This window comes from Bacillus sp. JNUCC-22 (assembly GCF_018861275.1).
GTDB classification, from domain to species: domain Bacteria; phylum Bacillota; class Bacilli; order Bacillales; family Bacillaceae; genus Bacillus; species Bacillus velezensis.
On the sequence record NZ_CP076408.1, the window covers coordinates 1,549,891 to 1,565,554 of the forward strand.

General features: G+C 50.0%; 15 protein-coding genes and 1 riboswitch. All 15 genes read left to right on the forward strand.

All coding sequences use genetic code 11. From position 1 onward, the window contains the following. The first annotated feature begins 77 nt into the window (after window positions 1–77). On the forward strand, window positions 78–992 hold the full coding sequence (locus tag JNUCC22_RS07825; protein WP_216062247.1) for an aspartate carbamoyltransferase catalytic subunit: 915 nt from the start codon (window positions 78–80) through the stop codon (window positions 990–992). Beyond that, window positions 976–2,262 carry a dihydroorotase gene (locus tag JNUCC22_RS07830; protein ID WP_169509891.1) on the forward strand — a complete coding sequence of 429 codons (1,287 nt, stop codon included), beginning with the start codon at window positions 976–978 and terminating at the stop codon, window positions 2,260–2,262. The genes JNUCC22_RS07825 and JNUCC22_RS07830 overlap by 17 nt, the downstream gene beginning before the upstream one ends. Continuing rightward, the gene (locus tag JNUCC22_RS07835; RefSeq protein ID WP_007409730.1) at window positions 2,259–3,353 is read left to right on the forward strand and encodes a carbamoyl phosphate synthase small subunit; all 1,095 of its coding nucleotides are present in this window, start codon (window positions 2,259–2,261) and stop codon (window positions 3,351–3,353) included. The genes JNUCC22_RS07830 and JNUCC22_RS07835 overlap by 4 nt, the downstream gene beginning before the upstream one ends. Then, window positions 3,338–6,553, forward strand: coding sequence for a carbamoyl-phosphate synthase (glutamine-hydrolyzing) large subunit (carB, locus tag JNUCC22_RS07840; RefSeq protein WP_020955795.1), 3,216 nt, complete (start codon window positions 3,338–3,340; stop codon window positions 6,551–6,553). The genes JNUCC22_RS07835 and carB overlap by 16 nt, the downstream gene beginning before the upstream one ends. Then, entirely contained in the window at window positions 6,550–7,320 is a 771-nt protein-coding gene (locus JNUCC22_RS07845; RefSeq protein WP_020955796.1) for a dihydroorotate dehydrogenase electron transfer subunit, read from the forward strand. Before carB ends, JNUCC22_RS07845 begins: the two co-directional genes overlap by 4 nt. Continuing rightward, a complete protein-coding gene (locus tag JNUCC22_RS07850) occupies window positions 7,320–8,255 on the forward strand; it encodes a dihydroorotate dehydrogenase (RefSeq protein ID WP_216062248.1) in 936 nt (311 codons plus the stop codon). The genes JNUCC22_RS07845 and JNUCC22_RS07850 overlap by 1 nt, the downstream gene beginning before the upstream one ends. Next, complete coding sequence (gene pyrF, locus JNUCC22_RS07855) at window positions 8,224–8,943, forward strand: orotidine-5'-phosphate decarboxylase (protein WP_216062249.1); 720 nt, start codon at window positions 8,224–8,226, stop codon at window positions 8,941–8,943. The genes JNUCC22_RS07850 and pyrF overlap by 32 nt, the downstream gene beginning before the upstream one ends. After that, entirely contained in the window at window positions 8,940–9,572 is a 633-nt protein-coding gene (gene pyrE / locus JNUCC22_RS07860; protein WP_007611309.1) for an orotate phosphoribosyltransferase, read from the forward strand. The genes pyrF and pyrE overlap by 4 nt, the downstream gene beginning before the upstream one ends. 100 nt (window positions 9,573–9,672) lie before the next feature. After that, window positions 9,673–9,777, forward strand: a riboswitch (SAM riboswitch). A 126-nt stretch (window positions 9,778–9,903) separates the two neighbouring features. Then, window positions 9,904–10,605: a phosphoadenylyl-sulfate reductase gene (locus JNUCC22_RS07865; RefSeq protein ID WP_003154369.1), complete on the forward strand. Its 702-nt coding sequence runs from the start codon at window positions 9,904–9,906 to the stop codon at window positions 10,603–10,605. A gap of 12 nt (window positions 10,606–10,617) precedes the next feature. Further along, complete coding sequence (locus tag JNUCC22_RS07870; protein WP_007611311.1) at window positions 10,618–11,682, forward strand: sulfate permease; 1,065 nt, start codon at window positions 10,618–10,620, stop codon at window positions 11,680–11,682. 48 nt (window positions 11,683–11,730) lie between these two features. After that, window positions 11,731–12,879: a sulfate adenylyltransferase gene (gene sat, locus JNUCC22_RS07875; RefSeq protein ID WP_039063057.1), complete on the forward strand. Its 1,149-nt coding sequence runs from the start codon at window positions 11,731–11,733 to the stop codon at window positions 12,877–12,879. Window positions 12,880–12,892: 13 nt separating this feature from the next. After that, entirely contained in the window at window positions 12,893–13,486 is a 594-nt protein-coding gene (gene cysC, locus JNUCC22_RS07880; protein ID WP_003154363.1) for an adenylyl-sulfate kinase, read from the forward strand. A gap of 124 nt (window positions 13,487–13,610) precedes the next feature. Then, a complete protein-coding gene (cobA, locus tag JNUCC22_RS07885; protein ID WP_216062250.1) occupies window positions 13,611–14,384 on the forward strand; it encodes a uroporphyrinogen-III C-methyltransferase in 774 nt (257 codons plus the stop codon). Continuing rightward, complete coding sequence (locus tag JNUCC22_RS07890) at window positions 14,385–15,170, forward strand: sirohydrochlorin chelatase (protein WP_007409741.1); 786 nt, start codon at window positions 14,385–14,387, stop codon at window positions 15,168–15,170. Next, a complete protein-coding gene (locus JNUCC22_RS07895) occupies window positions 15,151–15,639 on the forward strand; it encodes a precorrin-2 dehydrogenase/sirohydrochlorin ferrochelatase family protein (RefSeq protein ID WP_106080020.1) in 489 nt (162 codons plus the stop codon). Before JNUCC22_RS07890 ends, JNUCC22_RS07895 begins: the two co-directional genes overlap by 20 nt. Window positions 15,640–15,664: the final 25 nt, after the last annotated feature.

The following is a 15,664-nucleotide window of genomic DNA, read 5'->3' on the forward strand; positions in this document are numbered from 1 at the left end:
CTCTCTTTAACCGCACCCCGAGTCTATAGACCGGGGTGTTTTTTTACGGCCTTCAAGCGGAAACGGAGGAGAAAAACATGAATCATTTAACGGCGATGTCTGAACTGAGCGCAGCTGAAATTACAGAACTGCTGCGTGAGGCAAAAGCGATAAAAGAGGGAACAGTCCGCCCCGATCTCGCGGGAAAATTTGTTGCGAATCTGTTTTTTGAACCGAGCACGAGAACGCGGTTCAGCTTTGAAGTGGCGGAAAAGAAACTCGGGATGAACGTGCTCAGCTTAGACGATACGAGCACAAGCGTTCAAAAAGGCGAGTCCTTATACGACACGGTCAAAACTCTGGAATCAATCGGAGCGGACGCCTGCGTCATCAGGCACAGCACGGATGAATATTACAAAGATCTGACCGGCAGAGTCAATATTCCGATCTTAAACGCCGGCGACGGCTGCGGCCAGCACCCGACTCAGTCATTGCTCGATTTAATGACGATTCAAGAGGAATTTGAGACCTTTCAGGGCCTGACGGTTTCCATTCATGGCGATATCAAACACAGCAGGGTGGCAAGGTCAAATGCCGAGGTGCTGACAAGGCTCGGCGCACGCGTGCTGTTTTCTGGTCCGCCGCAATGGCAGGATGAGAAAAACGCCTTCGGCACCTGTATACAGACGGATGAAGCCATACAAGCTTCAGATGTCGTCATGCTGCTCCGCATCCAAAATGAAAGGCATCAGACAGAAGCCGACCAAAAAGGCTACCTGGAAGCATACGGGCTGACCGCAAAGCGGGCGGAGAGCATGAAGCGGCATGCCATCATCATGCATCCCGCACCGGTGAACAGAGGAGTCGAAATTGACACAACATTAGTGGAATGCGGAAAATCAAGAATCTTTAAACAAATGGAAAATGGCGTGTATATCAGAATGGCAGTCTTAAAAAGAGCACTGCAAACCAATGTGAAAAGGGGAGAAGCGGCTTATGTCTTATCTCATTAGGAACGGCTGGATGTTAAATGAACAGGGAGAAAAAGTGGCACAGGATATCCGGGTAACGGGTGAATTCATTTCGGAAACCGGGCTTCTGACAGCGAAAGACGGAGAAACGGTGATCGACGCTGACGGACTGTTCGTTTCACCGGGACTCGTAGACCTTCATGTTCACTTCAGAGAACCGGGCGGCGAGAAAAAAGAAACCATTGAGACGGGCTCTAAAGCCGCGGCGCGAGGCGGCTTTACCACAGTCGCAGCCATGCCGAATACAAGACCGGTGCCGGATACGAAAGAGCAGATGGAATGGCTGCAAAACCGGATCAAAGAAACCTCATCTGTCAGGGTTCTTCCTTACGCATCCATTACGATCAGACAAACCGGCGAAGAAATGACAGATTTTGAGGCGCTTCATGAAGCCGGCGCATTCGCCTTCACCGATGACGGCGTCGGCGTTCAGACGGCCGGAATGATGTATGAAGCCATGAAACGGGCGGCTTCAATGAATAAAGCGATTGTCGCTCATTGTGAGGATAACTCGCTTATTTACGGAGGGAGCGTGCATGAAGGTTCTTTTTCAAAAGCGAACGGCCTGAACGGCATACCTTCCATTTGTGAAGCGGTACATATCGCCCGTGACGTGCTGCTGGCGGAAGCGGCGGGCTGCCATTACCACGTGTGTCATATCAGCACGAAAGAGTCCGTCAGAGCCGTAAGAGACGCAAAAAAAGCGGGAATCCGCGTGACGGCGGAAGTATCGCCGCACCACCTGCTGCTTTGTGACGAAGATATCCCGGGACTTGATACCAATTTTAAGATGAATCCGCCGCTTCGCAGCAAAGAGGACAGAGAGGCGCTGATTGAAGGGCTTTTAGACGGTACGATTGATTTCATCGCCACTGACCATGCGCCGCATACAGAAGAAGAGAAAAACACGGATATGAAGCTTGCGCCTTTCGGTATCGTCGGTTTAGAAACAGCCTTTCCGCTTCTGTACACACATTTTGTGAAAAACGGGGCGTGGACGCTGAAGCAGCTGGTTGATTTCATGACGGTAAAACCTTGCGAGGCATTTGATCTTCCGTACGGAACGCTTGCACCGGGGGCGCCGGCTGACATCACCCTGATTGATCTGGAAAAAGAAGCAGCCATTGACAAAGATACATTTTTATCTAAAGGAAAAAATACGCCATTCAACAAGATGAAGTGCTTCGGCTGGCCTGTTGCAACGATGGCTGCCGGTAAGCTTGCATACGAAGAAGGGAGACTCGTCAAATGAAAAGAAGACTAGTGCTGGAAAATGGAGCGGTATTTGAGGGTGAAGCATTCGGGAGCCTGGAGCATACCGCGGGTGAAGTCGTATTCAACACGGGAATGACCGGTTATCAGGAAATTTTATCAGACCCTTCTTACTGCGGGCAGATCGTGACGCTGACGTATCCTCTGATCGGCAACTACGGAATTAACAGAGATGACTTTGAATCCATCACTCCTTTTGTAAAAGGGCTGATCGTAAAAGAACTGTGCGAGCTGCCTTCCAACTGGCGTTCGGCTTACACGCTTGACGAGTATTTGAAAATGAAAAATATCCCCGGCTTACAAGGGATTGACACGAGAAAGCTCACAAGAATGATCCGCACGGCCGGCGCATTAAAAGGAACGTTTGCTTCAAGTGAGGAGAATGTCGGAGAGGTTCTTGCAAGGCTGAAAGAAACGGAACTGCCGAGAAATCAAGTCGCTCAAGTATCTGCGAAAACGGCATATCCGAGTCCGGGCCGCGGCAAACGCATCGTACTCGTCGATTTCGGTATGAAGCACGGCATTTTAAGAGAGTTAAACAAAAGAAAATGCGATGTTATCGTTGTGCCGTACAATGTAACGGCGGAAGAAGTGCTTCAGCTCAAGCCGGACGGCATCATGCTTTCTAACGGACCCGGAGATCCGAAAGATGTGCCGGAAGCCATTGAAATGATAAAAGGCATACTCGGGAAGGTGCCGTTATTCGGAATCTGCCTCGGCCACCAATTATTTGCACTGGCATCCGGAGCGGAAACGGAAAAAATGAAATTCGGACACAGGGGTTCCAATCATCCGGTTAAAGAGCTTGCGACAGGGAAAGTCGCTTTAACCGCCCAAAACCACGGATATACAGTTTCTTCAATAGATGAGACAGAGCTTGAAGTGACGCACATTGCGATCAATGATCAAACGATCGAAGGACTCAAGCATAAAACATTGCCGGCATTTACGGTTCAGTACCACCCTGAAGCTTCACCGGGGCCGGAAGACGCCAATCATTTATTTGACAGATTCATTGACTTGATCGAAACAACTGAGAAAGAAGGGGAAGCGGTATGCCAAAACGCGTAGATATTAAAAAGATTTTAGTGATCGGATCAGGCCCGATTATTATCGGACAGGCGGCGGAATTTGATTATGCGGGCACACAGGCGTGTCTCGCTTTAAAGGAAGAAGGCTATGAAGTCATTCTCGTCAACTCGAATCCGGCAACGATTATGACGGATACGGAAATGGCTGATCGGGTATACATAGAACCGCTGACGCCGGAGTTTCTCACGCGTATTATCAGAAAAGAACGGCCGGACGCCATCCTGCCGACTCTGGGAGGCCAGACCGGACTGAATCTTGCCGTTGAGCTGTCTGAACTCGGGGTTCTTGAGGAATGCGGGGTGGAAGTGCTCGGCACAAAGCTGTCCGCCATCCAGCAGGCGGAAGACCGCGACTTATTCCGTACGCTGATGAATGAGCTGAATGAACCGGTGCCGGAAAGTGAGATCATCCGCACTTTACAGGAAGCCGAGGAATTTGTCGGCCGGATCGGGTTTCCGGTTATTGTGCGCCCCGCTTACACATTAGGCGGAACGGGCGGCGGCATCTGCTCGAATGAAGCAGAACTGAAAGAGATCGTCGAAAACGGATTAAAACTCAGCCCCGTCCATCAGTGCCTTCTGGAAAAAAGTATTGCCGGTTACAAAGAGATCGAATATGAAGTCATGAGAGACAGCAGAGATCACGCGATCGTCGTCTGCAACATGGAAAATATCGATCCGGTCGGCATCCATACGGGCGACAGCATCGTCGTTGCCCCGAGCCAGACTTTGAGCGACCGGGAATACCAGCTTTTGCGCAATGTTTCATTAAAGCTGATCCGCGCGCTCGGCATTGAAGGCGGCTGTAATGTTCAGCTCGCGCTCGATCCCGACAGCTTCCAATATTACATTATCGAAGTGAATCCGCGGGTGAGCCGCTCATCTGCCCTCGCCTCAAAAGCGACGGGTTACCCGATCGCAAAGCTTGCGGCGAAAATCGCAGTCGGGCTTTCTCTTGATGAAATGATGAATCCCGTAACGGGAAAAACATATGCGGCTTTTGAGCCCGCGCTTGACTATGTCGTTTCTAAAATCCCGCGCTGGCCGTTCGACAAATTTGAGTCGGCAAACCGCAGGCTCGGGACGCAAATGAAAGCCACCGGAGAGGTCATGGCCATCGGGCGCACCCTTGAAGAATCGCTGTTAAAGGCGGTCCGCTCACTTGAAGCCGATGTCTATCACCTGGAACTGAAGGATGCGGAAGAGATTTCTGACGGACTTTTGGAAAAACGGATCAGAAAAGCCGGGGATGAACGCCTGTTTTATCTTGCTGAAGCGTTCAGAAGAGGCTATACAGTGGAGCAGCTTCATGAGTTTTCCGCAATTGACGTATTCTTTTTGCACAAGCTCTGTAAGCTGGTCGCTTTTGAAACAGAGCTGAAAGCGGAAAAAGGCAGCCTCGCCGTCCTTCAGACAGCGAAGGAACTCGGTTTCTCCGACAAATATATCAGCCGGGAATGGAATATGCCGGAACAAGAGCTGTATCAAATGCGAAAAGAAGCAGACATCAAGCCTGTATATAAAATGGTGGATACATGTGCGGCGGAATTCGAATCAGAAACCCCGTACTTTTACAGCACATATGAGGAAGAGAACGAGTCTGAGGTTACATCAAGAAAAAGCGTCGTCGTCCTCGGTTCCGGCCCGATCCGTATCGGACAGGGCGTCGAATTTGACTATGCGACCGTTCATTCTGTCTGGGCGATCAAGCAGGCAGGCTATGAAGCGATTATTATCAACAACAACCCTGAGACGGTGTCCACTGATTTCAGCATATCAGACAAACTGTATTTTGAACCGCTGACGGTAGAAGATGTCATGCACATCATCGATTTGGAACAGCCGGAAGGCGTTGTCGTCCAATTCGGCGGCCAGACGGCGATCAATCTTGCGGAAGAATTGAGCGCCCGCGGCGTCAAAATCCTCGGCACATCACTTGAAGATTTAGACCGTGCGGAAGACCGGGATAAGTTTGAGCAGGCGCTTGAGGCGCTGAATGTGCCGCAGCCGCTCGGAAAAACCGCTGTGTCGGTGAACGAAGCGGTCAAAATTGCCGCATCCATCGGCTATCCGGTACTTGTCCGCCCTTCGTATGTGCTCGGCGGCCGGGCGATGGAAATCGTCTATCACGAAGAAGAGCTGCTTCACTATATGAAAAATGCGGTCAAAATCAACCCGCAGCATCCGGTGTTAATCGACCGTTATCTGACGGGGAAAGAAATCGAAGTCGATGCCGTATCTGACGGCGAAACAGTCGTTATTCCGGGAATTATGGAGCATATCGAGCGGGCCGGCGTCCATTCAGGGGATTCAATCGCCGTCTATCCGCCTCAGTCTTTAAGCGAAGACATTAAGAAAAAAATCGAACAATACACTGTAGCCTTGGCAAAAGGCCTTAACATCATCGGGTTGCTGAACATCCAGTTCGTACTGTCGCAAGGTGAAGTGTATGTGCTTGAGGTAAATCCGCGGTCAAGCAGAACCGTGCCGTTCTTAAGCAAAATCACAAAGATTCCGATGGCGAATCTGGCGACAAAGGTCATTCTCGGCCAAAAGCTTGCTGATTTCGGCTATCAAGAGGGGCTGCAGCCTGAACAGCAGGGGGTATTCGTGAAAGCGCCTGTCTTCTCATTCGCGAAGCTGAGAAGAGTAGATATTACGTTAGGCCCTGAAATGAAGTCGACGGGAGAGGTCATGGGCAAAGATTCAACCCTGGAAAAAGCGCTCTATAAAGCGCTGATTGCTTCTGGCATTCAAATCCCGAACTACGGCTCAGTGCTGTTGACTGTTGCCGATAAAGATAAAGAAGAAGGACTGCTGATCGCGAAGCGGTTCCACGCCATCGGCTATAAAATCTTGGCGACGGAAGGAACGGCGGCTTATTTGAAAGACGCTCAGATTCCGGCTCAAGTCGTTGGAAAAATCGGCGAAGAAGGGAAAAATCTGCTCGATGTGATCAGAAACGGCGAAGCGCAATTTGTCATCAATACGCTGACAAAGGGCAAACAGCCGGCCAGAGACGGCTTCAGAATCCGCCGCGAATCCGTTGAGAACGGAGTCGCCTGCCTGACATCTTTAGATACGGCCGAAGCCATTTTGCGGGTACTGGAAAGCATGACATTCCGGGCGGATCATATGCCTGCATCCGAAACCAATCAAAAGGCGGCAGTCACGATATGAAGAAAGCGCATTTGACTGTTCAATCCAACTTAGAAATTGCCGACCGGATTTATAAGATGGTGCTGAAAGGAGAGCTTGTCCGGCACCTTACCGAGCCGGGTCAATTTCTACATCTGAAGGTGAGTGACGCGGTCACGCCGCTATTAAGAAGACCGCTCAGCATTGCGGACGTCGATTTCGAAGCGGATGAAGTATCCGTTATCTACAGAGCTGACGGTGAGGGAACGCGTCTTTTGTCCGGGAAAAAAGAGGGCGGCAGGATAGACGTTCTCGGCCCTCTCGGCAACGGGTTCCCCGTCCGGCGGATTGAACCCGGCAAAACCGCGCTGTTAGTCGGAGGCGGAGTCGGGGTTCCGCCTTTGCAGGAACTGTCAAAGCGCCTGACGGAAAAAGGCGTAAACGTCATTCATGTGCTTGGATTTCAATCAGCAAAGGATGTTTTTTACGAACAGGAATGTCGTGCGTACGGAGACACCTATGTGGCAACGGCTGACGGTACATATGGAGAGAAAGGGTTTGTCACCGATGTCATCCGTGAAAAGCAGCTCGAATTCGATGTCCTGCTAAGCTGCGGACCGACACCGATGCTGAAAGCTCTGAAGCAGCAGTACGGCCATAAAGAGGTTTATCTTTCGATGGAAGAGCGGATGGGCTGCGGCATCGGAGCCTGCTTCGCCTGCGTGTGCCGTACGGGTGAAAGCGATACATCCTATGTAAAGGTCTGCCTTGACGGGCCGGTATTTAAAGCTGAGGAGGTGGCGCTGTAATGTTAGAGGTGAATCTGCCGGGTCTCCAATTGAAAAACCCGATCATCCCCGCTTCCGGATGTTTCGGTTTCGGGAAAGAATATGCCGGTTTTTACGATTTATCATGCCTCGGAGGCATTATGATTAAAGCAACGACGAACGAAGCCCGCTTCGGAAATCCGACGCCGAGAGTGGCGGAGACAAGCGCGGGAATGCTGAATGCCATCGGTCTGCAAAATCCCGGCCTTGAGCATGTGCTCAATCATGAGCTGCCTTGGCTCGAACAATTTGACACGCCGATTATCGCAAATGTCGCCGGTTCTCAGGTGGACGACTATAAAGAAGTGGCCGAGCACATCAGCCAAGCGCCGAATGTGCATGCGCTTGAGCTTAACATTTCATGTCCGAATGTCAAAACGGGGGGGATTGCTTTTGGTACTGATCCCGTCATGGCGGCCGAACTGACAAAAGCGGTGAAAGAAGTTTCCGCAGTGCCTGTGTATGTGAAGCTTTCGCCTAATGTCGCAAACATAACCGAAATTGCTAAAGCGATTGAAGCGGCCGGTGCTGACGGTCTGACGATGATTAATACACTCATCGGGATGAGGCTCGATCTCAAGACGGGACGGCCGATCTTAGCAAATAAAACGGGCGGACTGTCAGGCCCGGCGATCAAACCGGTCGCCATCCGGATGGTATACGAAGTCAGCCAGGCCGTTCAAATCCCGATTATCGGGATGGGAGGCGTTCAGACCGCAGAGGATGCATTAGAATTTCTTCTTGCGGGAGCGAGTGCGGTTGCCGTCGGCACGGCAAACTTCGTCAATCCGTTCGTCTGCCCGGAAATCATAGAACAGCTCCCCCGTGTACTGAGCCAACACGGCTTTCAATCTGTAAGTGAATGCATCGGAAGGAGCTGGAAACATGAAAAACAATCTGCCCATCATCGCGCTTGATTTTGCATCAGGGGAAGAGACTTTAGCGTTTTTAGATTTGTTTGAAAAGGAAAGGCTTTTTGTCAAAACGGGGATGGAGCTTTTTTATCAGGAAGGCCCCACCATCATTCACCAATTAAAAGAACGGAACTGTGATATATTTTTAGATTTAAAGCTTCATGATATCCCGACTACGGTCAATAAAGCGATGAAGCGGCTGGCCGGCCTCGGCGTTGATCTCGTCAATGTGCATGCGGCAGGGGGCGCACGCATGATGCGCGCGGCCCTTGAGGGGCTTGAAGAAGGCACGCCGGCAGGCAGAAAACGCCCGTCTTTAATCGCGGTGACTCAGCTGACCAGCACTTCAGAGCAGGTGGCGAAGGAAGAGCTTCTGCTGCATAAGCCGCTGTTAGAAACGGTTGTGCATTACGGCAAAATGGCGGAAGAGTGTGGGCTGGACGGAGTGGTATGTTCGGTACATGAAACAAAAGCCATTTATGAAGCGGTCCGGTCTTCATTTCTGACAGTCACGCCGGGCATCCGCACGGCCAGTGACGCAGCTGACGATCAAGTCCGGACGGCGACTCCGTCATTTGCGAGAGAAAACGGTTCGTCAGCCATCGTCGTGGGCCGCTCAATTACAAAAGCGGAAAACCCCGTTGAAGCATATGAAGCAATTAAACTGGAATGGGAGGGCGTTCGCCGATGAAACAGGCTATCGCAAAACATCTATTACACATTGAAGCTGTCTTTTTACGCCCGAATGAGCCGTTTACGTGGGCGAGCGGCATTTTATCACCGATCTATTGTGACAACCGTCTGACATTGTCGTATCCAAAAGTGAGAAATGATGTGGCGGACGGGCTCGGCAAACTGCTGAAAGAGCATTTCCCCGAGGCGGAGATGATCGCGGGCACTGCAACGGCGGGCATTCCGCATGCTGCGCTTCTCGCAGACCGTACAGGCGCGCCGATGTGCTACGTCAGAAGCAAACCGAAAGCGCACGGCAAAGGAAATCAAATAGAAGGCGCCATTAAGAAAGGACAAAAAACAGTCGTGATTGAAGACTTGATTTCTACCGGGGGCAGCGTGCTTGAAGCTGCGGCGGCCCTTCAAAGAGAGGGCGCGGAAGTCCTCGGCGTCATTTCCATTTTTACATACGGACTGCCGAAAGCAAAAGAAGCCTTTAAAAAAGCGGGTCTTCCTTATTACTCGTTAACGGATTATGACACGCTGATTGAAGTCGCGCTTGAAAACGGAACGATTCATTCAGCTGACATTGAAAAACTGAAATCATGGAAATTGAATCCCGAGTCAAAAGATTGGTTTAAAAAATAATGACAATAAAACAGGCCTCAGGGCCTGTTTTATTATTCCTATCAAAAAACTCGGGTTGACTTCTGTTAGAATTGTGCTAAAATTTAGTACAAATCTAAAAAGCTTATCAAGAGCGGCTGAGGGACTGGACCGATGACGCCCGGCAACCTGCGTGTCATGCAAGGTGCCGCATCCAGAAAAATGCACAGCATTTTGAAGATAAGGGCTATACCGGGTCACTGTCTTTCATTCCGCTGGATTGAAAGTTTTTTATATGAAAAAAGATTGAGGGATAAGACAACCGGCAGAAAACAACAGCTGTTTGATTGTCTCCGGGAGGAGGAAAGGAAAAATGCTAACGTATGACACATGGGAAGAGCCGGCGATTACATTTCCGGAAGACGATTCCTATAAAGGCGCGCTGTCCGTTTTAAAATGGGCATACGGCCACTACGGAGACCAGCTTGTTTACGCGTGCAGCTTCGGGATTGAAGGCATCGTCCTGATCGATTTAATTTCTAAAGTAAAGAAAGACGCGGAAATCGTGTTTCTCGATACGGGTCTTCACTTTAAAGAAACATATGAAACGATCGAAAAAGTGAAAGAACGTTATCCGGGGCTGAACATTATCTTGAAAAAACCAAGCCTTACTCTTGAGGAACAGGCCGAGGCTCACGGAGATAAACTGTGGGAAAGAGAACCGAACCAGTGCTGCTACATCAGAAAAATTCTGCCGTTAAGAGAAGCGCTCGCGGGGCATCCGGCATGGCTGTCCGGTCTTCGCCGGGATCAAGGGCCGAGCCGGGCGAACACGAATTTCCTGAATAAAGACGACAAGTTTCAATCGATTAAAGTATGCCCGCTGATCCATTGGACATGGAAAGACATCTGGAGATATACTTCCAAGCATGAGCTGGATTACAATATCCTCCACGATCAGGGGTATCCGAGCATCGGCTGTGAACCGTGCACTTCACCTGCGTTTACCGCGGAAGATTTGCGGAGCGGCAGATGGAACGGCATGGCGAAAACAGAATGCGGACTGCATGAATAAAGGAGCTGCACGATGGAATTAGCCGCTATTTTATTCTGCCTGTTTTTTGCCATGAATATCGGAGCCAGCGGAGCCGCGGCTTCAATGGGAGTCGCTTACGGGTCCGGCGCAGTTAAAAAGAAAACGTATGCGCTGATCATCTGCGCGGTCGGAGTCCTGTCAGGGGCGGTTATCGGCGGCGGTGAAGTCGTTAAGACGATCAGCGGCGGAATCATTCCCGAACAAACCATTACGCTCACCATTGTCTGCATTATTATCGGATCGGCGGCGCTATCGTTATTCACGGCGAATGTGCTCGGCATTCCGCTGTCGACGAGTGAGGTCACTGTCGGGGCGATTGTCGGTGTCGGCGTCGCGTACAAAGTATTGTTTTTACAGCATCTTTTAGTCATCGTGAGTTTTTGGGTGCTCGTACCGTTCGTCGCGTTCTGTTTCACGTTTCTCGTCTCGAAGGTATTCAGTTCTCTGAATATTCGAGTCATTTCGAATCGGAAACAGAAGATTTTAGGGATTGTGCTGCTGATTGCGGGGTTTTGGGAAGCTTTTTCAGCCGGAATGAACAATGTCGCAAATGCGGTGGGCCCTTTGGTTGCTGCGGGCGTGCTCAGCGTGTCCAAAGGAACGCTGTACGGAGGCATCTTTGTCGCTCTCGGCGCTCTGCTTTTAGGACGCAAAGTGCTTGAAACCAACGGGAAAAAGATTACGAGATTTTCAGCCGGAGAAGGCATACTGCTTTCAGGAACCGGCGCGGGGCTTGTCATTATCAGTTCCGTCTTCGGTCTGCCGGTCCCATTGGCGCAAGTCACATCATCATCAATTATCGGTATCGGAATGGCCAAAAACGGGCCGAACGTTTTTCATAAAGAAGTCGTGAAAACGATGCTCAAAGTATGGGTCGTTTCACCGTTTTTGTCACTGTCGATTTCGTATTTGCTTGTCTCCCTGCTGTTAAAAGGAGATTACTATTCCATCTTTATGATGGCCAGCGTGCTTTTGGCAGCTGGCGGAGCCGCCAGTCTGATGAAAGCCATCCGAAAAGAGAAACGCTCTGTCCATGAACAAGGCGGAGGCATTTAACTATTAATCTGAGTTTATTTATCTGTTAACTGGGAGGAATCATGTATTATGAGTTTAGCACCGCACGGAGGAACATTAATTAATCGGGTAAATGAGCAGTATGATCTTACATCCGTCCAAAAAGAAATTGAGCTTGATTTGATTTCGTTCGCTGATTTAGAGCTGATCGGGATCGGGGGGTACAGCCCGATTGAAGGATTTTTCACAGAAAAAGATTACGTGTCAGTCGTTGAAAATATGCGTCTGGCATCCGGGGTTGTCTGGTCCCTGCCGATCACGCTTCCGGTCGATTCAGAAAAAGCGGCTGAGCTTGCCGTCGGCGACACGGTGAAACTGACTTACGGCGGAGAAACATACGGCGTAGTCGACATCGAAGATATTTATACGCCGGATAAACAAAAAGAAGCCGTTCACGTATATAAAACCGATGATGCCGCGCATCCGGGCGTGAAAAAATTATTTTCACGCGGCGATACGTATGTCGGCGGGCCGATCACATTAGTTAAAAAAGCGTCAAAGCAGTTTCCCGAGTTTACATTTGAACCTGCCGATACAAGACGAAGCTTCGAAGAAAAGGGCTGGAAAACCATTGTCGGTTTCCAAACGAGAAATCCGGTCCACCGCGCCCACGAATATATCCAAAAAACTGCGCTTGAGACGGTTGACGGCCTGTTTTTGAACCCGCTCGTCGGTGAAACAAAATCAGATGACATTCCGGCGGATGTCAGAATGGAAAGCTACCAGGTGCTGCTCGATCATTATTATCCGAAAGACCGCGTGTTCCTCGGCGTATTTTTGGCGGCTATGCGGTATGCGGGGCCGAGAGAAGCCATTTTCCACGCGCTTGTCCGCAAAAACTACGGCTGCACGCATTTTATCGTCGGCCGCGATCATGCCGGCGTCGGTGATTACTACGGCACATATGAAGCCCAAGAGCTGTTTGATCAATTTACAGCGGATGAACTCGGGATTACACCGATGAAATTCGAGCACAGCTTCTTCTGCCGGAAATGCGGCAACATGGGAACGGCCAAAACATGCCCGCATGACAGAGAAGACCACGTCATTCTGTCAGGAACAAAGGTCAGAGAAATGCTGCGAAGCGGCGTCATGCCGCCGGCGGAATTCAGCCGTCCTGAAGTTGTCGAGGTGTTGATTAAAGGGCTGAAAACGAAAGAAGAAGCAGGCGTTTCTTAAGGAGGAAAATAGAGTGACAAATCGTGATATCGTGTGGCATGAAGCCTCAATAACGAAAGAAGAATACCAGCAGAAAAACAAGCATAAAAGCTCTATCCTCTGGCTGACGGGCTTAAGCGGTTCAGGAAAATCCACGATTGCAAACGCCGCAGCGCGCGAGCTGTTTGAACAAGGCTATCAAGTCATCGTGCTTGATGGTGATAACATCCGCCACGGCTTAAACAAGGACTTAGGTTTTTCCGATGATGACCGCAAGGAAAATATACGCCGCATCGGGGAAGTGGCGAAGCTTTTCGTTCAGCAGGGAACCATCGTCATCACGGCTTTTATTTCTCCGTTCCGTGAGGACAGAGATCAGGTGAGAGAGCTTGTGGCGGAGGGCGAATTTAATGAAATCTATGTGAAATGCGACCTCGATATATGTGAAAAGCGCGATCCGAAAGGTTTATATAAAAAAGCAAGAAATGGTGAAATTCCGTTCTTTACGGGGATCGACTCACCGTATGAAGAGCCGAAAGCGCCTGAGCTCGTACTTGATTCAGGCAAATTTGAACGCGAAGAATGCACGGGAAGACTGGTTGACTTTGTGAAAAACAGCTTAGCATAATAGGTCCAAAAAGGCCGCGCAATCAGCCGGATATCCCCCGCAATGGCGGGATATGGTAAAATAGCTGAAGTGCGGCCTCGCGGCTGTTCTGGGAAGATTTCAAAACGGATCGGGGAGACATGCTATGGGGAAAGTATTTATCGTTGGAGCCGGTCCGGGAGATCCGGACTTATTAACGGTGAAGGCAATGAAAGCCATACAGAAAGCGGACGTTATATTATATGACAGATTGGTAAACAAAGAGATTTTACAGTACGCCGGAGAAGAAGCGGATCTGATTTACTGCGGCAAGCTCCCGGATTTTCACATTATGAAACAGGATACGATCAACCGTTTTCTTGTGAAGTATGCGAAAAAGGGGAAAACCGTTGTAAGGCTCAAGGGGGGCGACCCGTTTGTTTTCGGTCGCGGAGGCGAAGAAGCGGAGGCTCTCGCACAAAACGCCATTCCGTTTGAGATCGTTCCCGGCATTACATCAGGAATCGCGGCTGCTGCTTATGCCGGCATTCCGGTGACGCACAGAGAGGCGAGCTCCAATGTCGCATTCGTTACGGGGCATTATAAACAAGAAGACGACTTTGAAGAAAAATGGAAAGCGCTGGCGACGGGCATTGATACGCTGGTGATTTATATGGGAATTAAAAATATCCGGCAGATTGAAAGAATGCTGCTGGAAAACGGCAGAGACGCCGGCACCCCGGCAGCCTTTATTCATTGGGGAACGACGGACAGGCAAAAAACAGTCGTCTGCACCGTCGGCACGCTTTCAGACACAGTGATAAAAGAAGAAATCAAAAACCCGAGCTTAATTGTTATCGGTGATGTCGTCAATTATCACTGCAAACTGGACTGGTATGCATCTGATCAGAAAAATCTGGATTTGAGCGAGGCGTTGTAAATGAAGCAGGCGATTTTATACATCGGGCACGGAAGCAGGCTGAAAAAAGCGCAGACAGAGTCGGCGGCGTTTTTAAAAGGGTGCATGCCGCACGCTGACGCTCCCATTCAGGAAATTTGTTTTTTAGAACTGCAGGAACCGTCTATTGAAGCGGGATTTGAAGCATGTGTCAGACAAGGCGCCACTCATATTGCGGCCGTGCCTTTGCTGCTGTTGACCGCTGCCCACGCAAAACATGACATTCCGGCTGAAATCGCCCGTGCGGCGGCCCTGCATCCCGATATAAAAGTGACATATGGTGTTCCGATCGGAGTGGACGATGAAGTCGTAAAAGCGGTGCATCATCGCATTGAAGATACCGGAGTGCCCATTGAGCAGGCGAAAGTGGTGCTGATCGGAAGAGGAAGCACAGATCCGGCAGTTAAGAACGCAGTCAGTGAGATTGCCGGAAAACTTGAGGCGATTACACCTGTTAAAGAAGTCATCCCTTGTTTTTTAACAGCATGTGATCCGCACTATAAAGAAGTGTTTGCCGGCCTTGAAGAGGATGACGGAGCACCCGTTTTTATCGTTCCATATCTTCTGTTTACCGGGCTTTTAATGACTGAGATTGAACGGGAAGTTCAAAAGCTTCAAACGGTCAATCAAAATGTTCATCTCGCTTCATACTTAGGTTTTCACCCGCATATTAAGCAGGCGTTTTTGAACCGTGTGTCAGAAGCTGTTCGAAACCCCGGCGGTCAGTTTGATTTTAAGGGGGGACAGTATGCTGCCTCTGCACATTAATTTAAGCGGAAAAAGAATTATCATCGCGGGCGGAGGTAATGTTGCCTTAAGAAGGCTCAAAACGGTGCTTCCGGAAGACGCGGATATTACTGTAATCAGTCCCGATGCCCTGCCTGAAATTAAACAGCTGGCGGATGAAGGGCGCATCCGCTGGGTTTCCCGTAAAATTGAAATGAAGGATCTCGCGCCCGCTTTTTTCATCATTGCCGCGACAAATGACCGCAGCGTGAATCAGGAGATAGCCGCGAGCGCTTCTGAAACGCAGCTGGTCAATTGTGTAAGCGATGCTGAACAGGGCAGCGTGTATATGCCGAAGATCATCCGCAAAGGGCGCATTCAAGTATCCGTATCAACAAGCGGCGCAAGCCCGGCACATACGAAAAGACTGGCTGAGGACTTAGAGCCTCTCATTACTGCTGATTTGGCTGAAGAAGTGGATCGATTATTTGAGAAAAGAAGAAGACCATAAAAAACACCTTGTCTGTCATCAGGCA